Origin of the sequence: Nonomuraea sp. NPDC048881 (assembly GCF_040649795.1) — a bacterium.
In the GTDB taxonomy this organism is placed as follows: domain Bacteria; phylum Actinomycetota; class Actinomycetes; order Streptosporangiales; family Streptosporangiaceae; genus Nonomuraea.
Genome location: NZ_JBEZGC010000029.1, coordinates 11,780 through 34,821, shown reverse-complemented (window position 1 = coordinate 34,821; position 23,042 = coordinate 11,780). Strand labels below are relative to the sequence as shown.

Annotated in this window: 23 protein-coding genes; 9 read left to right on the top strand and 14 right to left on the bottom strand. The window is 74.1% G+C overall.

The genetic code is table 11. The annotated features are described in order from the left end of the window. The first annotated feature begins 53 nt into the window (after positions 1-53). Positions 54-662: a TetR/AcrR family transcriptional regulator gene (locus AB0C33_RS47870; protein ID WP_358301429.1), complete on the top strand. Its 609-nt coding sequence runs from the start codon at positions 54-56 to the stop codon at positions 660-662. A 4-nt stretch (positions 663-666) separates the two neighbouring features. On the opposite strand, the gene AB0C33_RS47865 is transcribed toward AB0C33_RS47870, so the two are convergent. Next, positions 667-1,269, bottom strand: a complete 603-nt coding sequence (locus AB0C33_RS47865; RefSeq protein ID WP_358301426.1) for an ABATE domain-containing protein — start codon at positions 1,267-1,269, stop codon at positions 667-669. Positions 1,270-1,336: 67 nt separating this feature from the next. Between AB0C33_RS47865 and AB0C33_RS47860 the strand changes: the two genes are divergently transcribed. From AB0C33_RS47860 to AB0C33_RS47850, 3 genes are all read left to right on the top strand, one after another. Next, on the top strand, positions 1,337-1,726 hold the full coding sequence (locus tag AB0C33_RS47860) for a RidA family protein (protein WP_358301424.1): 390 nt from the start codon (positions 1,337-1,339) through the stop codon (positions 1,724-1,726). Between the two features lie 32 nt (positions 1,727-1,758). Further along, entirely contained in the window at positions 1,759-3,171 is a 1,413-nt protein-coding gene (locus tag AB0C33_RS47855; RefSeq protein ID WP_358301421.1) for an MFS transporter, read from the top strand. A gap of 102 nt (positions 3,172-3,273) precedes the next feature. Further along, a complete protein-coding gene (locus tag AB0C33_RS47850) occupies positions 3,274-3,549 on the top strand; it encodes a hypothetical protein (RefSeq protein ID WP_358301418.1) in 276 nt (91 codons plus the stop codon). Positions 3,550-3,565: 16 nt separating this feature from the next. Here the strand turns inward: AB0C33_RS47850 and AB0C33_RS47845 are convergent, their stop codons facing one another. The 7 genes from AB0C33_RS47845 to AB0C33_RS47815 form a co-directional block, all read right to left on the bottom strand. Beyond that, positions 3,566-4,429: a serine hydrolase gene (locus tag AB0C33_RS47845; RefSeq protein ID WP_358301415.1), complete on the bottom strand. Its 864-nt coding sequence runs from the start codon at positions 4,427-4,429 to the stop codon at positions 3,566-3,568. Positions 4,430-4,539: 110 nt separating this feature from the next. Beyond that, the gene (locus AB0C33_RS47840) at positions 4,540-5,733 is read right to left on the bottom strand and encodes a HAMP domain-containing sensor histidine kinase (RefSeq protein ID WP_358301412.1); all 1,194 of its coding nucleotides are present in this window, start codon (positions 5,731-5,733) and stop codon (positions 4,540-4,542) included. After that, positions 5,730-6,416 (bottom strand): two-component system response regulator CseB, encoded by a 687-nt coding sequence (cseB, locus tag AB0C33_RS47835; RefSeq protein ID WP_358301409.1) that lies wholly within the window; start codon positions 6,414-6,416, stop codon positions 5,730-5,732. Before cseB ends, AB0C33_RS47840 begins: the two co-directional genes overlap by 4 nt. Positions 6,417-6,431: 15 nt before the next feature. Then, positions 6,432-7,607, bottom strand: coding sequence for an ABC transporter permease (locus tag AB0C33_RS47830; RefSeq protein ID WP_358301406.1), 1,176 nt, complete (start codon positions 7,605-7,607; stop codon positions 6,432-6,434). Positions 7,608-7,609: 2 nt separating this feature from the next. Continuing rightward, positions 7,610-8,284 carry an ABC transporter ATP-binding protein gene (locus tag AB0C33_RS47825; protein ID WP_358301402.1) on the bottom strand — a complete coding sequence of 225 codons (675 nt, stop codon included), beginning with the start codon at positions 8,282-8,284 and terminating at the stop codon, positions 7,610-7,612. Beyond that, positions 8,277-10,040, bottom strand: coding sequence for a peptidoglycan-binding protein (locus AB0C33_RS47820; protein WP_358301399.1), 1,764 nt, complete (start codon positions 10,038-10,040; stop codon positions 8,277-8,279). Before AB0C33_RS47820 ends, AB0C33_RS47825 begins: the two co-directional genes overlap by 8 nt. Next, entirely contained in the window at positions 10,040-10,837 is a 798-nt protein-coding gene (locus AB0C33_RS47815; RefSeq protein ID WP_358301396.1) for a hypothetical protein, read from the bottom strand. The genes AB0C33_RS47820 and AB0C33_RS47815 overlap by 1 nt, the downstream gene beginning before the upstream one ends. 171 nt (positions 10,838-11,008) lie before the next feature. On the opposite strand from AB0C33_RS47815, the gene AB0C33_RS47810 reads away from it, so the two are divergent. Next, positions 11,009-11,560 (top strand): AAA family ATPase, encoded by a 552-nt coding sequence (locus tag AB0C33_RS47810; RefSeq protein WP_358301393.1) that lies wholly within the window; start codon positions 11,009-11,011, stop codon positions 11,558-11,560. On the opposite strand, the gene AB0C33_RS47805 is transcribed toward AB0C33_RS47810, so the two are convergent. The 3 genes from AB0C33_RS47805 to AB0C33_RS47795 form a co-directional block, all read right to left on the bottom strand. Continuing rightward, positions 11,538-12,038 carry an anthrone oxygenase family protein gene (locus AB0C33_RS47805; protein ID WP_358301390.1) on the bottom strand — a complete coding sequence of 167 codons (501 nt, stop codon included), beginning with the start codon at positions 12,036-12,038 and terminating at the stop codon, positions 11,538-11,540. The two genes, AB0C33_RS47810 and AB0C33_RS47805, sit on opposite strands and share 23 nt — an antisense overlap. A 131-nt stretch (positions 12,039-12,169) precedes the next feature. Next, positions 12,170-12,919, bottom strand: a complete 750-nt coding sequence (locus tag AB0C33_RS47800; RefSeq protein ID WP_358301387.1) for a methyltransferase domain-containing protein — start codon at positions 12,917-12,919, stop codon at positions 12,170-12,172. 89 nt (positions 12,920-13,008) lie between these two features. Further along, positions 13,009-13,878 carry a LysR family transcriptional regulator gene (locus tag AB0C33_RS47795; protein WP_358301384.1) on the bottom strand — a complete coding sequence of 290 codons (870 nt, stop codon included), beginning with the start codon at positions 13,876-13,878 and terminating at the stop codon, positions 13,009-13,011. 76 nt (positions 13,879-13,954) lie between these two features. Here AB0C33_RS47795 and AB0C33_RS47790 point away from each other — a divergent pair, with 76 nt between their 5' ends. Then, complete coding sequence (locus tag AB0C33_RS47790; protein WP_358301381.1) at positions 13,955-14,104, top strand: hypothetical protein; 150 nt, start codon at positions 13,955-13,957, stop codon at positions 14,102-14,104. 49 nt (positions 14,105-14,153) lie between these two features. Here the strand turns inward: AB0C33_RS47790 and AB0C33_RS47785 are convergent, their stop codons facing one another. Next, positions 14,154-16,277 carry a SpoIIE family protein phosphatase gene (locus AB0C33_RS47785; RefSeq protein ID WP_358301378.1) on the bottom strand — a complete coding sequence of 708 codons (2,124 nt, stop codon included), beginning with the start codon at positions 16,275-16,277 and terminating at the stop codon, positions 14,154-14,156. 423 nt (positions 16,278-16,700) lie between these two features. Between AB0C33_RS47785 and AB0C33_RS47780 the strand changes: the two genes are divergently transcribed. Both AB0C33_RS47780 and AB0C33_RS47775 read left to right on the top strand, forming a co-directional pair. After that, complete coding sequence (locus AB0C33_RS47780) at positions 16,701-19,994, top strand: S8 family serine peptidase (RefSeq protein WP_358301375.1); 3,294 nt, start codon at positions 16,701-16,703, stop codon at positions 19,992-19,994. 172 nt (positions 19,995-20,166) lie between these two features. Continuing rightward, positions 20,167-20,445: a hypothetical protein gene (locus AB0C33_RS47775; RefSeq protein WP_358301371.1), complete on the top strand. Its 279-nt coding sequence runs from the start codon at positions 20,167-20,169 to the stop codon at positions 20,443-20,445. A 19-nt stretch (positions 20,446-20,464) separates the two neighbouring features. Here the strand turns inward: AB0C33_RS47775 and AB0C33_RS47770 are convergent, their stop codons facing one another. Both AB0C33_RS47770 and AB0C33_RS47765 read right to left on the bottom strand, forming a co-directional pair. Beyond that, positions 20,465-20,806, bottom strand: a complete 342-nt coding sequence (locus AB0C33_RS47770; protein ID WP_352330153.1) for an Lsr2 family protein — start codon at positions 20,804-20,806, stop codon at positions 20,465-20,467. 531 nt (positions 20,807-21,337) lie between these two features. After that, positions 21,338-22,198 carry a hypothetical protein gene (locus tag AB0C33_RS47765; RefSeq protein WP_358301368.1) on the bottom strand — a complete coding sequence of 287 codons (861 nt, stop codon included), beginning with the start codon at positions 22,196-22,198 and terminating at the stop codon, positions 21,338-21,340. Between the two features lie 84 nt (positions 22,199-22,282). Here AB0C33_RS47765 and AB0C33_RS47760 point away from each other — a divergent pair, with 84 nt between their 5' ends. Continuing rightward, positions 22,283-23,014 carry an ankyrin repeat domain-containing protein gene (locus AB0C33_RS47760; RefSeq protein ID WP_358301367.1) on the top strand — a complete coding sequence of 244 codons (732 nt, stop codon included), beginning with the start codon at positions 22,283-22,285 and terminating at the stop codon, positions 23,012-23,014. Positions 23,015-23,042: the final 28 nt, after the last annotated feature.

Here is a 23,042-nt window from a genome sequence, read left to right as displayed (position 1 = left end):
ACTGCGAATTTGCAACCTATGCATAAAAGCAGGGCGTGCAGTAGGGTGGCGCCGTGGAAGGTCATCGCGAACGCAAGAAGGCCCGCACCCGCCGCGCGCTGCTGGAGGCGGCCGTCCGGCTGTTCGCCGAGCGGGGGTACGAGCAGACCACGGTCGCCGACATCGCCGCGGCGGCCGACGTCGCGCCCCGCACCTTCTTCGCGTACTTCGCGAGCAAGGAGGACGTGCTCTTCCTCCAGGCGGGCGAGCGCGAGCGGGTGATGCTGGAGGCGATCGCCGGGCGGCGGCCGGGAGAGCCGCTGGGGGAGCTGCTGAGCCGGATGTTCGAGGCCATGGTGCGCAGCCTGGCCGAGGACGACGAACTCGGCTTCGCGCTGTCGCCGCTGCGGGCGCGGCTGATGGTCGCCGAGCCCGCGCTGCGCGCCCGCGGCCTGACGCTCATGATGGAGACCCAGCCCCGGCTGGCCAGGGCGCTGTGCGAGGTCTATCCGGGGCTCGACCCGGTGTCGGCGGGGGCGGCGGTCGGCAGCTTCATGGGCGCGCTGGCCGTGGCCGGCATGGTCGCCCAGGAGCAGGGCGGCTCGGAGGACGACGTCCTGGCCGCCGGGCGGCGCGGGATCGAGGTCGCGGTCGACGGCCTGTCGAGCCTCGACCGGCCTTAGTCCGTCACGGCTCCAGGGCCTGGCGGGCGCGCAGGGCGCGGAGTTTGTGGCGGTTGCCGCAGCGTTCCATCGCGCACCAGCGGCGGGCGCCGGGACGCGAGGTGTCGACGAACACCAGCGGGCAGTTGTCGCTCGCGCACTCGCGGATACGTTCGGCGAGCGGCCCGGACAGCAGTTCGATCATCTCCCGCGCCATGGCGGACAGCGCCTGGGCGGCCCGCACCGGTGACGCCCATCCGGCGGTGACGCCGTCGGCGGCGAGTTCGGGGACCAGGGGCGCGGCCGTCGCGGCCCGGTTGATGACCGTGATCGCCCCGGCGGGCAGGGGGCGGCGCGCCGCCTGGGCGTGGGCCGCGTCCCATATCGCCTGGCGCAGGGCCTTGGCGTCGGCGAGCTCGCCGGCGGTCACGGGGGCCGTCATGACCGCCGTCAGCGGGGGCTGGGCCAGCCATTCGGCCAGGTCGGCGGGCTCGTGCAGGGTCTCGAAGATCGCATATTGCCCCTCGCCGCCGGTGTGGGCGAAGTCGAGGCAGAGGGCGCCGGCGTCGAACCGGAACGACCCGCCCTTGGGATCGTGCAGCACCCGTCCGGTTGCGTTCACTCGCATGACACCACTATAACTGGTGTCGCAACGAAACCCCTTTAACCGGTTTCAGAACGCGAGGAGAGAGAACATGGGCGTACGGCACATCAACCCCGAGGGGCTGCACCGCAGCCCGGCCTTCAGCCAGGCCGTCGTGGTCGAACAGCCGGCCAAGACCATCTACATCGGCGGCCAGAACGGCGTCGGCCCCGACGGCAAGGTCGTCGGCCCCACGGTGGGGGAGCAGGCCAGGCAGGTGTTCCGCAACCTCAGGACGATCCTGGAGAGCGAGGGGGCGAGCCTGGCGAACGTCGTGCACTGGCGCATCGCCGTGCTGGACGGCCACACGTTCGACGAGGGAGTGGCCGCCTTCCAGGAGGTGTGGAACCGGGCCGACCCGCCGCCCGCCATCACGGTGCACGTCGTGGCCGGCCTGAACCCGGGATGCCTCGTCGAGGTCGACGCCGTCGCCGTCGTGTGACCCCGCGGGCACCCTCCACGAGATCTCCGATCATGACGAACACCGCGGACGCGCCACCGGCCGGGCGGGGCGCCGCCCGGCCGCCCGGCCCCCTCTGGCCGATCGTCGCCCTGGTCTGCCTGGCGCAGTTCATGATGGTCCTCGACGTGTCGATCGTGAACGTCGCGCTGCCCGCCATGGAGTCCGACCTCCGCCTGGGCGCCGAGGGGCTGCAATGGGTGGTCAACGGCTACCTCCTCACCTTCGCCGGGTTCCTGCTGCTGGGCGGCCGGGCGGCCGACCTCTACGGTCGCAGGCGCACCTTCGTCGCGGGCCTGGCCGTGTTCGCGGTCGCCGGCCTGGCCGGCGGGCTCGCCACCACGCCCGAGCTGCTGATCGCCGCGCGGGCGTGCCAGGGGCTCGGCGCGGCCGTGGTCGCCCCGGCCACGCTGACCATCCTCACCACCACGATCCCCGCCGGGCCGGCGCGGGCCAGGGCCATCGCCACCTGGGGCGCGGTCGGGGCGGTAGGCGGGGCGGCGGGATCGCTGGCCGGCGGGCTGCTCACCGACCACCTGTCCTGGCGCTGGATCCTGCTGATCAACGCGCCGATCGGGGCCGTCGCGGTCATCGCCGCGCTGCGCCTGCTCGCCGAGAGCCGCGACACCGGCGCCCGCGGGCTCGACCTGACCGGCGCGATCACGGTGACGGTCGGGCTGTCGGCGCTGGAGCTGGGCGTGCTGCAGACCCCCGCGCACGGCTGGGGTTCGGCGCGCGCGCTGGTCCCGATGGGCGCGGGCGTGCTGGCGCTGGGCGTGTTCGTCCTGGTGCAGGCCCGGTTCGCGCGGGCGCCGCTGATGCCGCTGCGGATCTTCCGGGCCCGCTCGGTGTCCGGCGCGCTCCTCGTGCAGTTCCTGCTGGGGGCCGCGGGCTTCGCGCTCTGGTACTTCTTGTCGCTCCACATGCAGCAGGTGCTGCGCTACAGCGCGCTCCAGGCGGGCCTGGCGTTCCTGCCGCACACCCTCGCCGTCGTCGTCGCCGCCAAGGCCACGCCGTGGCTGGCCGGCCGCGTCGGGCTGCGTCCGCTGCTGGCCACGGGTGCGCTGGTCTCGGCGGCGGGGTTCGTCTGGCAGGCCGTCGTCACGCCGGAGAGCGGCCTGCTCGCCGGGATCGTGCTGCCGGGCGTGCTCGTCACCGGCGGGCTGGGGCTCACCTCGGCCCCGATCGCGATGACCGCCACGGCCGGCGCCGCCCCTGGCGAGGCGGGGCTGGTCTCCGGCATCCTCAACTCCGCCCGCCAGGTCGGCGGCTCCCTCGGGCTGGCCGCGCTGACCACCCTGGCCGCGGCCCCCACCGGGGCGCCGGCCTCCGGGTACGCCCTGGCGTTCTGGGCGTGCGCCGGCCTCGTGACCGCCGGGGCGGTGGCCGTGCTCGCTCTGCCCAGGGCCTCGAAGGACCGTCCCTGACGGGGGATCGCGTCCGATAGTGGACATCGCTCCCGGGTGGCGCGCGGCGGGTCGCGGGGCAGGGAAGAGATGCCGCCGTCCCTTCGGAGGAGAGGGAATCTCATGATCACGCTGGCGCGACGGCTCGCCGTCATCTCGGCCCTCGCCCTCGCCGGGGCGTCCCTGCCCGCGTCGTCCGCGCACGCGATGGGCTCGTGGGTCTGCTCCGGCGGCTCCCGCACCTACCTGGGCAGCGTCGTGGGCTACCACATCCTGGGTTCCGGCTGCACCGGGGAGGGGTCGGGAGCCGGGTCGATCACCATCCCGTCCGGCACCTACGGCTGCGCGGTCGTCAACCCGACCCCCCAGCTGGGCATCGTCAGCGGCCTGAACTGCTGATCCCGGCCTGGTCACGTCATCGCGACCGGTCGAGCAGCCACCGCTCGACCGCCGCGCTCATCCGCCCGCCCGCCTCCAGCGCCGCCGCCTTGGCGGCGGCCGGGTCGGTGTGCGCGGCCTGGCCGAGGATGACGCCGAGCACCAGATGGCCCCGTACGCGCGAGGCCCACATCAGGTTGCCGCCCGCGGCCGTGCCCGAGCCGGTCTTGATGCCGATGACGCCGTGCCTGTTCAGCAGCGTGTTGGTGTTGTGCAGCCGCCGGGCGTCCCCCGGGACGGACGTGTCGGTCTGGGCCACCACCGCCCGCAGCACCGGGTCGCCCATCGCCGCCCTGGCCAGCCTGAGCTGGTCGGCGGCGGTGCTGACGGTGGTGTCCTCGTTGCCGCTGGCCCCCGTGTACGTGGTGTCCGCCATGCCCAGGCGTCGTGCGGCGGCGTTCATCCGGGCCACGAAACGCTCCTGGGAGCCGGCGTCCCAGCGGGCCAGGAGTCGGGCCACGTTGTTGCCCGAGGGCACCATCATCAGCTCCAGCAGCCGCCGCAGCCGTACCGTCCGGCCCTGGACGAGCGGGACGGTCGACTCCAGCCGCGACAACGACTCCTCGGCCGCCGTGCGGTCCACGGTGATCGGCGGGCCGTCGTCGCCGGGCCGGAGCGGGTGGCGGCGCAGGATCACGTAGGCGGTCATCACCTTCGTCACGCTGGCGATCGGCACCGGCCGCAGGTCGCCGCTGACGCCCAGGCTGCCCACGTCGGCCACCTCGACCGCCGCCTGCCCCTCCCGCGGCCACGGCAGGGACGCGTCCCCGGTGACCGGGGGAGCCCCGGCGCAGCCCGACAGAACACCCGCCAGCAGCAGAAACATCAAGGAACGTCGCATACCGGCCAGGTTGCGCGACCGCCGTGTCCGTACGGCCGTGGCCGCGCATCCGTCCGCGCTCAGCCGTGTATCAGCCCGGCATCAACCCGCTGGGAGGTATCAGTCCGGCATCAACCCGCGGGGAGGCGGAGGACGGCGACCGCGCCGCCGTCCGGGGCGTTGGCCAGGGTCAGCTCGGCGCCGATGACCCGGGCCTGGCCCAGCGCGATCGTCAGCCCCAGGCCGTGCCCGCGGCCCCGCTCGGCGGCGCCCGTGCGGAACCGGCGCGGCCCGTCGGCCAGCAGCTCCGGCGGGAACCCCGGCCCCCGGTCGCGCACCTCGATCACGTGGTCGCCGACCGCGATCTCCACCGGCGCCGCGCCGTGCCGATGGGCGTTGAGCACGAGGTTGGCCAGGATCCGGTCGAGCCGCCGCGGATCGGTCTCGGCCACCGGGTCCCCGTCGGCCAGCACCCGCGCCTCGACCCCCACCCGGGACGCCGACTCCGCGGCCAGCCCGGCCAGCGGCACGCGCACCCGCTCGGCGACCTCGGCCCCGGCGTCCAGCCGGGACACCTCCAGCAGGTCCTCCACCAGCGTCCGCAGCACCCGGACCCGGTCCCGCACCAGATCGGTGACCTCGCCCTCGTCCAGCAGCTCGACCACGGCGACCAGGCCCATCAGCGGGGTGCGCAGGTCGTGCGCGACGTCGGCGGTGAACCGCTGCTCGGCCAGCAGCCGGTGCTGCAGGCTCGCCGCCATCGAGTCCACGGCGGCGGAGATGCGGGCGATCTCGTCCCGGCCGCGGGCGTCCGTCCGGGCCGCCAGGTCGCCCCCGGCGATCCTGCGGGCGGTGCGCGCGACCCGCCGCAGCCGCCGGTTGGGCAGCTCGGCCGCCAGCACCGACAGCGGCACCACCCCGGCCAGGGCGAGCAGCCCCGCCTTGGCCATGTTCCGGTCGAGCGCCTGGAGGCCGAGCACTTCGGAGCCCATCGCGATCTGCGCGCTCATCACCTCGCCGTCGCCGTACGGCTGGACCGCCCACATCCACGGCTCGTCCCGGTGGTCGAGCCCGTACCAGACCACCCGCCGGCCGGGCCGCAGCCGGTCGGCCAGGGCGTCGGGGAGCTCGGCGACGGACACCACGTCCTCGGCGGTCCCGGCGGCCAGCGACTCCTCCAGGGCCACCTCGGCCTGAGCCTGGCCGAGGTCGAGCGCCCGCTGCCAGGTCGCCCGGTGCACCAGGAGCCCCACCACGGCGGCGACGACGGTCGCGGCGAGCGTGACGAGTGCGGCGATCTTCCAGCGCAGCGAGGCCGGATTCACGTGACGGCCAGCTTGTAGCCGAACCCGCGCACGGTCTCGACGCGCTCGGCGCCGATCTTCCTGCGCAGCCGCTGCACGCACAGGTCGACCACGCGGCTGTCGCCGTCCCATCCGTAGTCCCACACGTTGCGCAGCAGCGTCGCCCGTTCCAGCACGATGCCGGGATGGGCGGCGAACTCCAGCAGCAGCCGCAGCTCGGTCGGCGACAGCTCGACGCGCCGGCCGGCCCGGCGCACCTCCAGCGCGCCGGTGTCCACGCTCAGGTCCCCGAACTCCAGCACGGCCGCCCCGGCCTCGGGCCCGGCGGCCGGCGTACGCGCGAAGGTGGCCCGGCGCAGCAGCGACCGGATCCTGGCCACCAGCACCGGCAGGTCCACCGGCTTGACCACGTAGTCGTCGGCGCCGCCCTCCAGCCCGGCCACGATGTCCAGCCCGTCGCCGCGGGCCGACATCATCAGGATCGGCACCTGGCTGGTCTCCCTGATGCTGCGGCACACGCTGATGCCGTCGAGGCCGGGCAGCATCACGTCCAGCAGCAGCAGGTCATGATCGCCCGTACGGGCGGCCTCCAGCCCGTCGAGCCCGTCGGCCGCCGTGGTCACCTGGTAGCCGTACCGTTCCAGGGCCATGCCCAGCGACGTGCGGATCACGGTGTCGTCCTCGACGAGCAGCAGGGATGTCATGAAATCGCACCATACCTAGCGAAGTGCATTGACCGGTTCCATCCGGGCGGCGCGCAGGGCCGGATACAGGCCCGCCAGCAGCCCGACGACGGCCCCGGCCACCGGCGCCAGGACGGCCTGCCCGACGTCCAGGACGGGCGTCCACTGCTTGACCGCGCAGACCCCGACGATCACCAGGATCCCCGCGGACGCGCCCAGCACGCCGCCGATCAACCCGGTCAGCGTGGACTCCAGCAGGAACTGCGCCGCGATGTGGCGGCGCGCCGCGCCCAGCGCCCGGCGCAGCCCGATCTCGGCGACGCGTTCCATGACGGTCACCAGTGTGACGTTGGCGATGCCGACCGCGCCGACGACCAGCGAGACCAGCCCGAGGATCAGGAACAGGGCGTTGACGTCGCCCTCCACCGCGTCGCGGGCCCTGGTGGGGCTGGGCGGCGAGATGACCTGGAGCAGGGCCTCGTTGCCGGGGCTGAGCGCCGCCGGCGCCTGCCGGGCGATCAGCTCGGCGGCTCCGAGCGCGGTGTCGACCAGGACGCGGGTCACGGTGCCCAGGCCGTAGGGCCGGCCGGCCGTCGGCGGCAGGATGACCGCGCTCGCCAGGCTCCTCTCCCGCCGGAGATCCCCGAGCACCCCGATCACGGTGTACGCCCGGGTGCCGATGAACACGGCCGGAGCCCGGTCCAGCCCGGTGATGCCGAGCAGCCGGGCCGCCTGCTGGCCCAGCACGACGACCCGGTCACCCCGGGCGACGTGCCCGGCGTCGAAGTAGCGGCCCTCGATCATCCTGCCCTTGACCGCCGCGGGCAGGCCGGGGCTGCTGGAGACCACGGTCAGCGTCTGGTCGGTGACGCGGGCCGGGTCCACGACGTCGTTGGAGCGGACGACGAGGTTGGCGCTGCGGTCGGACTCGGCGAGCGCGGCGGCCGCGACCACCCCGCGCAGCCGGGTCACCCGGCTCACGTCGGCCCATCCGACCAGCGGGAACGGGTGCGCCGGGACCTCGACCGTGACGGAGGTGGCGGTCAGCTCGTCGAAGCGGCCGACGATCTGGTTGCCGGCCGTCGCGGCGACGCCCAGGGTCACCACGAGCGTGGTGATGCCGAGCACGGTGCCCAGCGTGGTCAGGGCCGAGCGCACCGGGCGGGCCAGCAGGCCCGCCACGGCCTCGGTCAGCAGGTCGCGCGGGTGCACGTCTACTCCTCCGTGAGGACGCCGTCGGTGATGCGGACCCGGCGTCCGGCCCGGTCGCTCACCTCGGTCTCGTGGGTGATGACGACGATGGTCATCCCTTGGGCGCGCAGTTCGTCGAACAGGTCGAGCACCGCGCCGGTGTTCCTGCTGTCGAGGTTGCCGGTGGGCTCGTCGCACAGCAGCAGCGACGGCTCGCCCAGCAGGGCGCGGGCGATGGCGGCGCGCTGCCGCTCGCCGCCGGACAGCCTGCCGGGCAGGAAGTCCACCCGGTGCGACAGGCGCACCCGATCGAGGGCGCGCACGGCGCGGTCCCGCCGTCCGGCGCGCGGGGCGGTGCCGTAGACCTCGGCCAGCATGACGTTCTCCAGGACGCTCCGGTGCGGCAGCAGGTGGAAGGACTGGAAGACGAAGCCGATCCGGCCGCCGCGGACGGCGGTGCGCGCCCCTTCCCTCAGCGTGGTGGTCTCGATGCCGTCGAGCCGGTAGCTGCCGCGGGTCGGCCGGTCGAGCAGGCCGAGGGTGTTGAGCAGGGTGGACTTCCCCGACCCCGACGGGCCGACGACCGCCACGTAGTCCGCCCGCTCGACCCGCAGGTCGACCGACGACAGCGCGCGGACGGGCGGGTCGCCGGGGAACTCCTTGGTCAGCTCGCGGAGGTGGATGACCGGCTCAGCCACTGTTGACCACCACCCGATCGCCCGGCTGGAGGTCGCCGGTCACCTCCACGGCCCCGTCGGCGGACAGGCCGGTGCGCACCTGCACCTCCTCGGTCCGGCCGGGCGCGGTCTCCACCCGCACCCTGGCCCGGCCGTCCGCCGCGGTGACGACCGCCGCCACGGGGACCACGAGCACCTCCCCGCCGGTGGCGCCGATGGTCACGCGGACCGTGACAGGCTGCCCGGCGAGCGCGCGCAGTCCCTTCGCGGAGGCGGGCGTGACCGTCACCGGGACGGCGCCCTTCGCGTCACGTCCCGCGACGGCGGTCACCGTGCCGGGGACGGTCGTGCCGGAGTCGGTCTCGATGCTCGCGGCCAGCCCCGCCTTCACCCGTTCGGCCTCGGCCGCGTCCACCGAGCCGGACACCACGAAGCCGGCGCCGGTGACCGTGGCGACCGCCTTGTCCACCGGCTCGCCCGCCTTGACGGCCGGCTTGTGCAGGCGGACGGGCAGCCTGGGCAGGAAGACGATCTCGCCGGGCGGCACAGTGGTGCCGTAGGTGCGGGAGAACTCGGCCAGCAACGCCCGCGCCGCGGCCAGGTCGCTGCGCGCGTTGGCCACCTTCAGCCTGGCGGGGGAGAGCTGCCTGGCCTGCCGCAGCGCCTGCTCGGCGACGGCCACGGCCTCCCGCGCCGCCCGTACGGCCTTCTCCAGTCCGGCCAGCCGCTTCCCCCGCGCCGCTCCGGCCGCCGCCCGCGCGCGTTCCAGCGCCGACCGGGCGGCGGCCAGGTCCGCGCGGGCGTTGGCGACCCGCAGTTCGAGCAGGCGGGTGTCGGCGGGCGACCCCGCCGTGGGGGCGGAGCCGGGCGCCGCGGTCGGCCCGGTGGTGGGCCCGGTGGTGGGCCCGGTGGTGGGCGCTGTGGTGGGCGCTGTGGTCGGCGTCGCCCTGGCCTGGGCGAGCTCCTGCTCGGCCGCGAGCAGCCGCTCCTCGGCCGCCCGCACGGCGCTCTCGGCGGCCTCGACGCCGGCCACGTCCTCGGCCGTGCGGTACTGGGCCCGCGCGCTCTTCAGCGCCTGTTCGGCCTCCTTCAGGTCGCGGCGGGCGCCGGTCACCCTGAGCTTCAGCGGGAGCACGTCCATGCCCTGGTCGAGGGCCTTGCTCTCGGTCGCCAGCACCTCCCGCGCGGTCCGGACGGACCGGGCCAGCTCGTCGCGCCGCTGCCGCAGCTCCAGGGTGGGCTGCTGGGCCTCGTAGCCGCGCCGGGCGTAGAAGCGCGACACCGCCGCGACGGTCGCCTGGTCGAACACGCCGGTCACCGGCACGCGGTGCCCGAGCCGGCGCAGCGCCTTCTGCAACTGCCGGACGTCGTCCCCCTCGGCGCCGGGGACGATGCCGCGGTGCATCGGCACCCTGCCCGCGAAGACGAAGACCGGTCGCCCGTTCACCTCCATGAGCACCGCGCCCTCCACGAGCTTCCCCCGCCGGGGGGCACGGGTGGCCCGCTGGACGGCCTCGCCGCCGCCCGCCATCCCGCCCACCACCCCGGCCAGCGACACCGCACGCGGGGAGCCGTACTCCAGCGTGCCGCTGACGACGACGGTGGCGACCAGCCTGCGCCGCTCGACCTCGACGGTGACCAGCGACGGCACGGGCGGCCTGCGCGCCGCCGCCTCGTCGGCCGGGGAGCGCAGCCGGGCGCCCACCCCCCAGCCGGTCCCGGCGACCGCCAGGACCACGACCAGCACGAGCAGCAACTTGCCGCGAGGGGTGCGCATCACTGCTCTTGGAACCCGTACTTCACCCGCGCCTCGTTGGTGAGCCGCCGTTGCAGCGGGACGAAGGCCGCGTAGAAGTCCTTGCCGCACTCCAGGTCGACCAGCGCCGACCTGATCTCCTTGGCCAGGTACGGCCGGGCCGCGGCGGCCGTGACCTCGCCCGCCTTGCCGAGCCGGTCGGCCTGCTCCCCCCACAGCGTCAGCCCCCGCGCGCTCAGCGCCAGCGGCCGGGCGGAGGTCACCCGCTCGCCCTTGGACTTCAGGCACTCCGCGAACGGCCCGGCCAGCTCCACCAGCTTCGGATCGCCGTCGAGCGCCTTGTCGATGTTCTCGATCTCGGTGCTCATCTGGTCCTGGTAGTCGGCGAGCGAGGTGACCTTCAGGCCGTTGACCTGCCGCAGGGCGCTGACCCGGCACTCGTTCATGGTCTTCTGGTAGGCGTCCCGCCGGGGGCCGGAGAGCCCGTCGAGCGTGGCCTGGTTGGGGTCGGGGGCCCGGGTCTCGGTAGGCTTGGGGTAGACGATCGCGGCGAAGACGCCGAAGCCGTTCCTGCTCCGCTCGGCCTTCATCGCCTCGTAGTCGGCCGGGTCGGCGTCGGGCGTCGCCGGGCGGCTGACCGAGGGCGTGTAGGCGAAGCCCTTCTGCTTCATGCAGGTGGCGATGACGGTCTCCCGCTCGCGGAGCTTGTCCGCCCTGGCGTCGCCCCCGCCGGACGCCGGGGCGGCCTGTCCCGCCGGAGCCCCTCCGCAGCCGGTCAGCACCGCCAGACCGAGCAGACCGCACACCAGCACACGCATCAAGGGCTCCTTCACCGTGGGGACGCGCCGCCCTCCGCGACGCCTCGGCCACTCTTGAGCCCTTTTCCCTCCGCCCGGCCTTGGCCGGGTATCACCGGGCGCTCGGCCGTGTATCGGCCGTGTATCAGCGCCCATAGCTCGCCATCAACCCCACGGAAACGGAGAAGAACCGTGCCGAATCACGTTCTCACCGGCACCCCGGGCGCCGGGAAGACGGCCGTCCTGCGGCTGCTGGAGGTTCACGGGTTCAGCGTCGTCGAGGAGGCGGCGACGGACGTCATCGCCCTCGGCCAGGCGCTCGGCCGCGCGGAGCCCTGGCGCGAGCCCGCCTTCGTCGAGGAGGTGGTCAGGCTCCAGTTGCGGCGCCAGGAGGCCGCCCCCGCGGGCGGCGAGGCCGCCGTCTTCTTCGACCGCTCGCCGGTCTGCACGCTGGCGCTGAGCCGCTTCCTCGGGTTTCCCGCCTCGCGCCTGCTCGCCTGCGAGGTCGAGCGGGTGGTGGACCGGGGGACGTACGACGGGAAGGTGTTCTTCGTGCGCAACCAGGGGTCCGTCCGCGCCACCTCCGCCCGGCGGATCGGCTACGAGGAGGCGCTGGACTTCGAGCGCCTGCACGAGCGGACCTACCGCGACCTCGGGTTCGAGCTCGTCGAGGTGCCCGCCGGGCCGCTGGCCGACCGCGTCGCGCTGATCGAGCGCGCGGTCAGCCCACCCGGCCGCTCTTGACGAGGGCCCAGCACAGCGAGGCGAACGCGCCGGTGGTGGTGATCGTCCGGACGAGGTTGTAACCGGCCCACTTGGCCTCGTCGAACGCGCGGCGCACCGCGGCCAGGTCGGCGATCCGGTCCGGGTCGCCGGCCGCCTTGATGGCGTCGTTGAGCGGCACGTTCACGGCCACCGTGAGCACGAAGGCGACCAGGTAGAGCACCAGCGCGACGATGATCCAGGGCAGCACCGCGCGCACGTTCTGGCCGAGGTGCAGCGCCGCCGCCAGGCCCGTGAAGGCCAGCGCGCCGACGAAGCTGAGCATGAACCAGGGGTTGAGGATCGCCCGGTCGACGGCCTGGAACGCCCCGACGAACGTGCGGTCGTCGGTCGCGCCCAGACCGCGCATGATGGTGTGCGAGTAGAGCCCGAAGACGCCCGCCGCGAGCCCGGTCGCCATGGTCGCCGCGATCAGCACGACGGTGCGCAGAACCGACATCAGTGTGTCCCCTTGTTCGTTCCCGCGCCCGACGTCCCGGACGCGCGAGGACAAGTCAACGCGACACCGGGGGAGCGCGGCCATGGCCGAGACTCTCCCGCCCATACGTCAGACTCCAGGGGGCGCCGGGGTCAGGGCGCGGGCGGGTTCCGGCGCGCGGTGACCAGCGCGAAGGACAGGTATTGCCCCTGGTCGGCTTCGAGCATGGCGATCGTCGCCGTCTCCTGGCGGGCGCGGGCCCACAGCAGCCAGTCGTGCCATCCGCCGTCCTGCAGGCGCGCGGACGTCACCGTGACCAGCTCGGTGATCTCCCACTGGAAGCGCCACCACCCGGCGGTGTGCCAGGCGATGGCCTCCCAGCCGACCAGCGCCTTGACGTGGGCGGGGATGTGCCCGAGGTCGCGGACCTCGCGGGTCATGCCGGGCGTGGCGACGCCGAGCTGCCCGCCGGGCCGCAGGAAGCGGACCAGGTAGGGCAGGTAGGAGTCGGCCGTGCCGAAGTACTCGAAGGCGTCCACGCTGACGATGGCGTCGAAGGACTCCTGCTCGAACGGCAGCGCGTGCGCCTCGGCCCGTACGGCCCGGACGCGGTCCGCGACGCCCGCCGCGGCGAAGACGGCCGCGGCCTTCTCGGGCGCGACCCACAGGTCGGCGGCCACCACCTCCACCCCGAACTCGCGGGCCAGGAAGACCGAGGTCGCGCCCAGGCCCGAGCCCAGGTCGAGCACCCGCATGCCGGGCCGCAGGTCGAGGTCGCGGGCCAGGTCCTCCAGCAGCCACAGCGGATGGGGGCCCATGTCCAGCCCGAGCACCCATTCCGGGTCGTATTTGGAGGAGAGCGGATAGACGTCGGGGCGCACGAGGTCCTGGATCGCTGACACAGCGGGCCATCCCACCACGAAGACCCCGCCCGTTCAACCGGTTATGCGCCGCCGGGGGCCGGGGCCGGGCCTCGCAAGTCCGATCCGGGTCACCGGGTGAGGTGCGCCAGCAGGGCGGCGGCGGCCGGGTTCGTGGGAACGGGCGCCCGGCCGGCCAGCACGACCGTCCTGGCCGGATCGGGCTGGCGGATGCGCACGGTCGGCAGCCCCTCCTGCTCGGCCACCCGCCGGGGGACGATCGCCACCCCGATCCCGGCGCGCACCAGGTCGACCAGCAGCCGGATCTGGGTGACCTCGCAGGTGATCTGCCGGTGCAGCCCGCACCCGGCGGCCAGCCGGCGCACCGCGGTCTCCAGCCCGGTGCCGGCCTTGAAGTCCACGAACGGCTCCTCCGTCAGCTCCGACAGCAGGGCCCGTTCCGCGCCGGCCAGCCGGTGGTCGGGCGAGGTCATCAGCACCAGCTCCTCATCCCAGGAGTCGAACACGGCCAGCCCCGCCGGCAGCTCGGCGCCGTCGAGCGCCAGGTAGGCCAGGTCGAGCTCGCGGGCGAGCAGCGCGTCGAGCAGCCCCGCAACCGGGGCGTCGCGCACCGAGATCTGGATGCCGGGCCGCAGACGGTGGAAGGCGGCCAGCTCGGCCGGCAGGTCGACGCTGGTGAGGGTCTGGATGGTGCCGATCGCCACCCGGCCGGTGGCCAGCCCGGACACCGCGGACACGGCGTCGGCGGCCGCCGCGGCGTCGGCCAGCAGCGCCCGCGCGGCCGGCAGGAAGGCGTGCCCGGCCGGGGTGAGGACCGGCCGCCGTCCGGTGCGCTCGAACAGGTCGGCGCCGAGCTCGCGTTCGAGCTTGCGGATGGACGTGCTGAGCGCCGACTGCACGATCAGCTCGGCCCGCGCGGCGGCGGTGAAGCTGCCGTGGGTGGTGACGGCGACGAAGTGGCGGAGCTGGCGCAGTTCCATCCATCTACGATAGCGATGGCTGTCAGCGAGACGATGTGTTGGATCGATCAGTGCGCGCCAGGACATCCTGGTCCGCATGGAACGACACGTACCCGCCCTGTGGTCGGCCGCCTACTGCTCCCGCCGTCCCGCCCCGGTCCGGCTCGCCGGGCGGGGGCTGCTGAAGCTCCTCGACTTCGTCCGGGCGCTCGCCCTGGCCGACCACCGCACGTTCGTCTCGCACTGAGCACTGAGCACTGAGCATTGGGCACTGAGCACTGGGCACTGAGCGGGGCTCAGCCCGCGTTCTCCCGGTGCCGCAGGAGCAGCAGCGCGATGTCGTCGGTGTGCGGGGCGTGGTCCAGCAGCGTCCCGGCGACCTGCTGGAGCTGCTCGCGCGGGGCGCTGGTCAGGTACGCCGCCAGCGTCCCGATGGCCTCGTCCAGGTCCACGCCCGGCGCCTCGACCAGCCCGTCGGTGTAGAGGGCCAGGACGGCGCCCGGCGGGAACGGCACCTCCACCGTGGCGTACTCGGCGTCGGCGTCGATGCCGAGCAGCAGGCCCGCCGGGATGTCGATGATCTCGGCCGGCATGTTGGGCGGGCGCAGCAGCGGCAGGGGATGACCGGCGTTGGCCGCCCGCAGCGTGCGCAGGCGCAGGTCGAAGTAGATGAGCAGGCAGCTGGTGAACAGGTCGGTGTCCAGGTCCATGAGCAGCCGGTTGGTGTGCTGGAGCACGTCCCCGGGGCTGGCCCCGACGGCGGCGTGGGCGTGGATGGCGGTGCGCACCTGGCCCATGAGCGCCGCGGCCGTCATGTTGTGCCCCTGGACGTCCCCGATGACGGCGGCGGCGGTGGTCTCGTTGAGCCGGATCAGGTCGTAGAAGTCGCCGCCGATGCCGACGCCGCGGGTCGCGGGCACGTACCGGGCGGCCACCTCCAGGCCCGGCATGTCGGGCAGACTGCCGGGCAGCAGCGAGGTCTGCAGGCTGTGGGCCAGCCGGTCCTTGGTGTCGTAGAGCAGCGCGCGGTCCAGGGCCTGGCCCATCAGCCCGGCCAGCGTGGTGAGCGTCGCGCACTGCTCGGCGGTGAAGGGCCGCGCGTGGTCGAAGGCCAGCAGGCAGACGCCGAAGGTGTCGTCGGAGACGGTCAGCGGCAGGAAGGCCCAGGCGGCCATCCCGTCGTCCTGGGCGGTGTCGGGGAAGGCCCGGACCAGCTCGGCCCGGTCGGCGTAGAAGGCGGGCTCGCCCGTCCGGACGACCTGCTCGGCGGGGCTGGGCGCGGCCAGCGTCTGGCCGTCGAACCGCTCCAGCACCTCGGGGACGTAGCCGTGGGAGCCGACGATCCGCATCCGGCCGCTCTCGGCCCTCATGATCGCCATGGCCTGCGCCTTGAACACCGGCATCACGTGCTCGGCGATGAGATCGACGACCTCCCGGACGTTCAGCGCCCGGGTCATCGCCGAGGCCATGTGCAGGAAGTTGTAGAAGACGTCGGCCCGCGGCAGCCCCGAGTTGTCCGGCATGAAGGCGCGCGCGGGCCGCTGCGCGGACAGGTCGGCCCCCGAGGGGGTGATGCGCAGGCTCACCCCCGTCGGGTCCGGGTGCAGGACGAACTCCAGCTCGTGGCCGTCCGGCCGGCGGGCCGAGCAGGAGGCGACCTGCTGGCCGACCACCGCCGCCCGGCAGCGGTCCTGGAAGGCCGGGTCCTTCAGCCACGTCGCCGTCTCCCACAGCGGCGTGCCCAGCAACTCCGAGACGGTGGTGCCGAGCAGTCCGGCGGCGGCGGGGCTGGCGAAGGTGACGACGCCGTCCAGGTCGAGCGCGACGGAGCCGTCCCGCAGCCGGTCCAGGTAGCCGGCCGCGGCCACGGCCTCGTACGGGTCGGGCATCGGCGGCGGCACCGGGGTCAGCACCCGCGGCTCGCCGCCCGGACGCAGCGGACATCCGCTGTCGGCGGCCTGCTCCAGGACGGCCGCCAGGCGCTCGCTCGTGGCGGCGATGACCTCCTGCTCCCGCCCGCTCAGCTCGGCCGGCCGCCCCTCCGGCCACAGCAGGATCCACGAGCCCCACATGCGGGAGTCGCTGTGCAGGGGCGCGGCGGCCGAGGCGAAGGCGTACGGGAAGGCCAGGGCCGTACCCGGGAAGCGGCGGGCCAGCTCCTGCGCGGTCGGCACCCACACCAGCCGCCCCTGGCGCACGGCGGCGGCCACGGGCGCGCCGCCGTCCAGCCTGACGGTGGTCCACGGCTTGACGAGCTGCGCGGGCAGCCCGATCTCCGCCTCCATCACCAGGACCTGCGGGGAGCCCGTCAGGAGGTACACCGCGCCGATGTGCGCGCCGGTGTCACGGGCGGCCTGGGCGAGCTGCTCGTCCAGCGCCGAGGTGTACGGCCGGGTCCCCTCGTCGGCGTGGCCGCCCACGGGCTACCTCGTTCCGTCCTGCGCTGACGTCGGCGCCGCGTCCCGTTGATCGCCCATAGGACAACTGTAGATATCCGTATTGGGGGTGATGCTCACCGTTGCCGGATTCTGGCGAAGAGGAGGGACGAATATGAGCTTTTCGGCGGGCGGTCGTCTGGTGGGGCCAATTGGCCGGAACGTGACAAAGCGGCGGGGTTCTCGGCCAGTTGATCGCTGTCTACACTCCGGTTCGGACGCCAACCCGCCCCGCCCACGGGGAGGGGAGGCGGTCCAGCTCGTCACCCACCGGGGAGGGTCATCGATCTCTCCGGCATGCGCGCGTGGGGGTGACATGACGTCCTCGGCCGGTCCGGCGGGTTCGTGCAGCTCCTCGGCCAGGAGGTCTTTGTGTTGTCCCGTTCGTTCTCATCCCGTTTACGCCGGTTGACATCGTTAGCCGTCGGGCTCGGCGTCGTGCTGACCATGAGCCCGGCCGTGGCGCGGGCCACGCCGGCCCCGCCCGGCAAATGGCGGTCGGTGCCGCTCACCGGCGCCGAGGTGGTCGAGGGCGCCAAGTCCCCCACCGGCAAGCTCGCCAAGAGCGACGCCGCGCTGCTGAAGGTCACCTCGCCCGCGCCGGTCAACGTCATGGTCAAGCTGGACTACGACTCGCTGGCCGCCTACCAGGGCGGGCTGGCCGGGCTGCCGGCCACCAGCCCCGCCGTCACCGGCAAGGCCCTCGACACCAGAAGCGCCGAGGCCAGGAAGTACGGCACCCACATCCAGGACGTCGAGAACGCCTTCCTCGGCGAGCTGGCCAAGAAGGTCCCCGGAGCCGTCGTCGGCCAGCGCGTCAGGACCGTCTACGGCGGCATCGCCCTGCGCGTCCCGGGCAACAAGGTGGCCGACGTGCTGCGGCTGCCCGGCGCGGTCGCCGTCCAGGAGGACAAGCCGCAGCAGCTGCTGACCGACTCCAGCCCCGAGTTCATCGGCGCCGACACCATCTACGGCAAGCTCGGCGGCAGCTCCTCCGCGGGCAAGGGCGTGATCGTCGGCGTGCTCGACACCGGCGCCTGGCCCGAGCACCCGTCCTTCGCCGCCGCCCCCGGCCTGCCCGCCCCCGGACCCACCAAGGACGGCACGCCGCGCGTGTGCAACTTCGGCGACAACCCGCTGACCCCCGCCAGCGACCCGTTCACCTGCAACAACAAGCTGATCGGCGGCCAGCCGTTCATGGAGACCTACAACGCCGTCTACGGCGGCGAGGTCTACGGCGACAGCGCCCGCGACTCCAACGGGCACGGCACGCACACCGCCAGCACCTCCGCGGGCGGCCCGGTCGCCGACGCCAACCCGCTGGGCATCAGCCGCGGCCCGATCCACGGCATCGCCCCGGCCGCCGAGGTGTCGGTCTACAAGGTGTGCGGCGCGCAGGGCTGCTTCCCCTCCGACTCGGCGCAGGCCGTGGCGCGGGCCGTCCTGGACGGCGTCCGCGTGATCAACTTCTCGGTCTCCGGCGGCAGCGACCCCTACAGCGACCCGGTCGAGCTGGCCTTCCTCGACGCCTACGCGGCCGGCGTGCTGGTCTCGGCCTCGGCCGGCAACTCCGGGCCCGGCGCCGGCACCACCGACCACCGCGGCCCCTGGGTGACCACGGTGGCCGCCTCCTCGCAGTCCAGGACGTTCCAGTCCACGGTCACGCTGTCCGGCGGCGGCGCCACGGCGACGATCAAGGGCGCGTCCATCACCGCGGGCCTGGCCTCGCCGCTGCCGGTCGTCCTGGCCTCGGCGCCGCCGTACTCGCGCGCCGCGTGCGACGTCCCGGCCCCTCCCGGGCTGTTCACCGGCAAGATCGTCGCCTGTGAGCGCACCCCCAACCGCGTGCTGAAGAGCTTCAACGTCAGGCAGGGCGGCGCGGCCGGGATGATCCTCTACAACGCCTTCCCGTTCGACGTCTTCACCGACGCCCACTGGCTGCCGTCGGTGCACGTGGACAAGCCCGAGGCCGACACCCTGCTGGCCTTCCTGGCCGCCCACCCCGGCGCCACCGCCTCCTTCACGCAGGGCGCCAAGTCCACCTGGCAGGGCGACGCGATGGCGCACTTCTCCTCGCGCGGCCCCGGCGGCGACTTCCTCAAGCCGGACGTCACCGCGCCCGGCCAGCACATCATGGCGGGCATGACGCCGACCCCCGAGTCGCCGCTGGAAGGCCCGCCCGGCAACCTCTACCAGGTCATCTCCGGCACCTCGATGTCCGCGCCGCACGTCACCGGCTCGGCGGCGCTGGTCTTCGCCCTGCACCCCACCTGGACGCCCGGTCAGGTCAAGTCGGCCCTGGAGACCACGGCGAAGACCGCGGTCACCAAGCAGGACAGGACCACCCAGGCCGACCCGTTCGACATGGGCGGCGGGCGCATCGACCTGACCAGGGCCGGTGACCCCGGACTGACCCTGGACCAGGACGCCGCCGGCTTCGTCGCCTCGGCCACCGACCCGCTCAACCGGATCGACCTCAACCTGCCCTCGGTGAACGCGCCCACCATGCCCGGCGTCATCACCGCCAAGCGCACCGTCACCAACACCACCGGCTCGTCGCTCACCTTCACCGCCTCCGGCACCACCGTGAGCGGAGCCGCCGTCGCCGTGCTGCCGCCGCTGTTCACCGTCGCGCCCGGCAAGAGCGCCAAGCTGAGCATCGTCGTCACCGCGCCGGAACTGCCCGACGGCCAGTACTTCGGCCAGGTCAACCTCAAGCAGGTCGGCGGCTCGCGCGCGCTGCACCTGCCGGTGGCGTTCTACCGCAAGCAGGGCGCGGTGCCGGTCGAGCAGACCTGCGCCCCGGACACCATCGCCACGAACACCGGCGAGTCCACCTGCACCGTCACCGTGCGCAACACCACGTACGAGGACGCCGAGGTGACCGCGCTCAGCACCCTGGACGCCCGCCTGCGCCTCAACGGCGTCACGGGCGCGACCAAGGTCGGCACGCAGGTCGCCACCACCAAGGCGACGCTGGCCGCCACCCAGCCCGCCCGGCCGGCGATCGCGCCCGGCGCCGGACCGGCCGGCTACATCCCGCTGGACGCCTTCGGCGTCACGCCCACCCCGATCGGCGACGAGCAGGCGCTCAACTTCACCGTGCCCGCCTTCCAGTTCGCCGGACGCAGCTACACCCGGCTCGGCGTCACCTCCGACGGCTACAGCGTCGCGGGCGGGGCCACCGGCGACGACGTCTCACCGACGCCGCAGACGCTGCCCGACCCGGCGCGGCCCAACGGCGTGCTCGCTCCCTACTGGACCGACCTGGACGGCACCGCCGCGCCGGGCGTCCTGGCCACGATCCTGACCGACGGGGTCAACGACTGGCTGGTGGTGGAGTGGCGGCTGAACCTCTACGGCACCACCGACCTGAAGGTCTTCCAGCAGTGGATCGGGCTCAACGGCGTGGAGGACGTCAGCTACGCCTACGACCCGGGCAACCTGCCCGGCTCGCCGCCCGCCGGTTACGGCCTGACGGTCGGCGCCGAGAACGCCGAGGGCACCGCCGGCGCCCAGATCTCCGGGCCGCCCACCCAGGATCTGGTCGTCACCAGCACGCCGGGGGCGCCCGGCGGCAGCCTGACGTACTCGATGAAGGTCAAGGGGGTCAGCGCGGGGGTTGGCAAGATCACGACCGCCACCTCGACCCCGCAGGTCAAGGGCATCACCGTCGAGGTGGACAAGATCACCGTCCAGTGACCCGCCGGGGGCCGCGGGCGGCGCACCCGCCCGCGGTCACCGCGGCACGGCTTCCGGCCGGGGCAGTACAGGCCGGCGCCAAGTCCGTCGCAGGTCGTTCCCAGGTCTCTCCGCCGCGGGCGTTCGCCGAGCATGGGAGCCGTCACCCGGACCGCTCTGACAGGAGACGGACATGCCGACTTCCACCACCGCTGTCCCCGCCGGACGGGCGCTCGGCCCGGTACTGCTCGGCGGGGTCGGTGTCCTGCTCACCATGGACGTGATCGGCGCCCTCATGGCGGTCGCCGGGGTGCTGGCCTTCGTGTCGGGGTTCTACGACGGCGGTTACGCCGCCGAGCTGACAGCCGGGCAGCGGGTCTACCAGATCGCCCTGGTCTCGGCGCACCTCGCGGTGGCCGTCGTGGCGGCGCTCAGGCTGGCCGGACTGCTCCGCCGGCCCGCGCGCTCCTGACGTCGTCCTGGTGGGCGTCCTAGTGGGCGGCCTCGTACTTCTCGACCACCGAGGCGGCGATGCGGCCGCGCTCGCTGACGGGCAGGCCGTTGGCCTTGGCCCACTGCCGGATCTCCGAAGACTTCTCCCGGCTCAACGCGCGGCTGCCGGTGACGGCCGCCCGGCGCCCGCGCCCACCGCGATCCACGCGAACAGGACGGGCCTTCACGATGAAGGGCGCCAGTGCTTTCCGCAGCGCGTCCGCCTTCTCCTCATGAAGGTCAATCTCGTAGCTGCTGCCATCGAGTGCAAAGACGACGGTCTCATGAGCCTCCCCACCGTCTACATCGTCGATGAGAATCTCTTGAATCTGCTTAGCCATGGTGGCACTCCATGCTCGATACGGTTGTTGCGTACTGTAGCGCCCTTCAGTAGCGTGCGGGCAACTTAGCTCGGCCCGGCGCCGGTGAACGCGGAGAACTCGCCGGGCACACCGCCTGTCAAACGTATTTCAAACGCGGCCGGAACCGCGCGTGCCCGGGGTGTCACGGCGGCCGCCTCGCGTATCTCACCTGGGAATGCCCGGGTCATGTTCCAGGTCGCGGGGCGGGCGGGCGGTCGCGGCGGACGCGGGGCCGCCCGGCGCGCGCACGCGGACGGCGCAGCCGCGGGAAGGCGGCGGCCACGGCGGCGCGCATCTTATCGAAGATGAATTCAAAGGTGTGCTTCAATGTGTCCGCGCCGCTCCCGCGTGCGCGCCGCCGTCGCTTCCCGGCTTCGGCACACGGTTTTCCGGCGGCCCGCGAGCTGTGCGCCGGCGGGGCCCTATGGCGTCAACTCCGGGCAAGGCGTAGAAGTGCAAGTGCGAATGCGACGGGCCCGGCCGTCTTCCGCCCTTTTGTTTCTGACCGATTTATCGGGCGGGGCGGCCGAACCACTCCGTGACGCGGCGGAGGGCGGCGTCCGGGCCGTCGAGGTCGAGCAGGAGCTCGGGGGCGGCGAGCGCGGCCACCTCCTCGAAGGCGTCCTGATGACAGGTCAGCCGCCAGCCGGGCCAGCGCTCGGCCGGCCGCGACGGGGGCAGCGAGCAGTCCAGCGACCACCAGTCGAGCGTGCGGGCGGCGGCGTCGAGGTGCACGCCGTTCCAGGGGACGGCCTCCAGCGCCGCGAAGGGCGTCGCCAGCTCCTGGGGACTCAGCAGGGCGGCGGGGCCGGCGAGCAGCACGCGGGCCAGGCCGGTGCCCCACCAGCCGGCGAACGACAGCCTCCCGGTGGTGTCCCGTACGGCCACAAGGGTGTCGGCGACCACCGACAGGTCGTCGTCCTCCGCCGGGCCCTGAGCCCATTGCGGCGGCAGCGGCGCCGGTGGGTCGTCGAGGCCGGCGACGGTGTCGTAGCCGAGCCCGAGGTGCTCCATGACCTCGTGGAGGCCGCGGGCCGCCCACTTCACCGTCCAGCCGGGCCACCGCGCGGCGAGCAGGCCCAGCCACGCCCGGATCTCCGGCACGGACGTGCGCCACACGGGCCCGCGGATCTCCAGGGAGCAGTGGACCAGCAGCAGGCGGCGGGACACGTCCAGCACGGCCACGGCCTGCCAGCGCACCGCGTCGCCCCAGCCGAGGGCGTGGCCGTGCTCCTGCTCGCGCACGAAGGCGACCAGCCGGTCGGGGCCGCGCAGCAGGTCGCCGTAGAAGGTGCCCGCGCCGCCCCGGCGTGACCAGACCCGATGGCCGCCCGCGTCGACGATCACGTAGTGCGCGTGCTCGGTGCCCATGCCGCCCAACCTAGCCCGCGCCCGGCCGGGGCGGTCTCCGGCTGATCCGTGGCGGGACGGGCCGGGGCTCGTGACAATGGGCCCATGCGCTACCTGGATGCGGCGGACCCGCTGGCGGTGTCGGCGGCGGCGGCCGTGCGGCTCGGCGACCTCGACGGCGTACGGCGTCTGCTGGCCGGGCATCCCGGGCTGGCCCGCGTCCGGCTGGGCGAGGCGGGCGGGGTGTCCCGGACCCTCCTGCACGTCCTCACCGACTGGCCGGGCCACGTGCCGGGCGGTCCCGCCCTGGTACGGGAGCTGGTGGCGGCCGGGGCCGAGGTGGACGCCCGCTTCGCCGGCCCGCACGCCGAGACGCCGCTGATGTGGGCCGCGAGCTGCGACGACGTCCCCGTGCTCGACGCACTGCTGGACGCCGGGGCCGACGTCGAGGCCACCGGCGCGGTGATCGGCGGCGGCACGGCGCTGTCGGACGCGTGCGCCTTCGCCCAGTGGGACGCCGCCCGCCGCCTCGTCGAGCGCGGCGCGTCCGCCCGGTTGTGGGAGGCCGCGGCCCTCGGGCTCATGGACCGGATCGCGGCGGCGTTCGAGGCCGGGACGCCGTCGCGGGCGCAGGTGACGCAGGGGTTGTGGGCGGCCTGCCACGGCGGGCAGTCGCAGGCCGCGGCGTTCCTCCTGGAGCGCGGCGGCGACCTCGGCTGGGTGGGCTACGACGAGCTGACCCCGCTGGACGCCGCCCGCCGCGCCGGCGCCGACGACCTGGCGACCTGGCTCACGGCACGCGGCGCCCGCCCGGGCCCCCGGCACTCCGCCGGCTGACCCCCGCCGGCACGCCCCGGCATCCCGC

Coding starts and splice junctions, on each gene's coding strand:
- AB0C33_RS47760 (WP_358301367.1), top strand. CDS start 22,283: ATGCGCTACCTGGATGCGGCGGACCCGCTGGCGGTGTCGGCGGCGGCG.
- AB0C33_RS47850 (WP_358301418.1), top strand. CDS start 3,274: ATGATCACGCTGGCGCGACGGCTCGCCGTCATCTCGGCCCTCGCCCTC.
- AB0C33_RS47765 (WP_358301368.1), bottom strand. CDS start 22,198: ATGGGCACCGAGCACGCGCACTACGTGATCGTCGACGCGGGCGGCCAT.
- AB0C33_RS47805 (WP_358301390.1), bottom strand. CDS start 12,038: ATGTCGGTTCTGCGCACCGTCGTGCTGATCGCGGCGACCATGGCGACC.
- cseB (WP_358301409.1), bottom strand. CDS start 6,416: ATGACATCCCTGCTGCTCGTCGAGGACGACACCGTGATCCGCACGTCG.
- AB0C33_RS47795 (WP_358301384.1), bottom strand. CDS start 13,878: ATGGAACTGCGCCAGCTCCGCCACTTCGTCGCCGTCACCACCCACGGC.
- AB0C33_RS47855 (WP_358301421.1), top strand. CDS start 1,759: ATGACGAACACCGCGGACGCGCCACCGGCCGGGCGGGGCGCCGCCCGG.
- AB0C33_RS47820 (WP_358301399.1), bottom strand. CDS start 10,040: ATGCGCACCCCTCGCGGCAAGTTGCTGCTCGTGCTGGTCGTGGTCCTG.
- AB0C33_RS47815 (WP_358301396.1), bottom strand. CDS start 10,837: ATGCGTGTGCTGGTGTGCGGTCTGCTCGGTCTGGCGGTGCTGACCGGC.
- AB0C33_RS47860 (WP_358301424.1), top strand. CDS start 1,337: ATGGGCGTACGGCACATCAACCCCGAGGGGCTGCACCGCAGCCCGGCC.
- AB0C33_RS47865 (WP_358301426.1), bottom strand. CDS start 1,269: ATGCGAGTGAACGCAACCGGACGGGTGCTGCACGATCCCAAGGGCGGG.
- AB0C33_RS47770 (WP_352330153.1), bottom strand. CDS start 20,806: ATGGCTAAGCAGATTCAAGAGATTCTCATCGACGATGTAGACGGTGGG.
- AB0C33_RS47775 (WP_358301371.1), top strand. CDS start 20,167: ATGCCGACTTCCACCACCGCTGTCCCCGCCGGACGGGCGCTCGGCCCG.
- AB0C33_RS47845 (WP_358301415.1), bottom strand. CDS start 4,429: ATGCGACGTTCCTTGATGTTTCTGCTGCTGGCGGGTGTTCTGTCGGGC.
- AB0C33_RS47790 (WP_358301381.1), top strand. CDS start 13,955: ATGGAACGACACGTACCCGCCCTGTGGTCGGCCGCCTACTGCTCCCGC.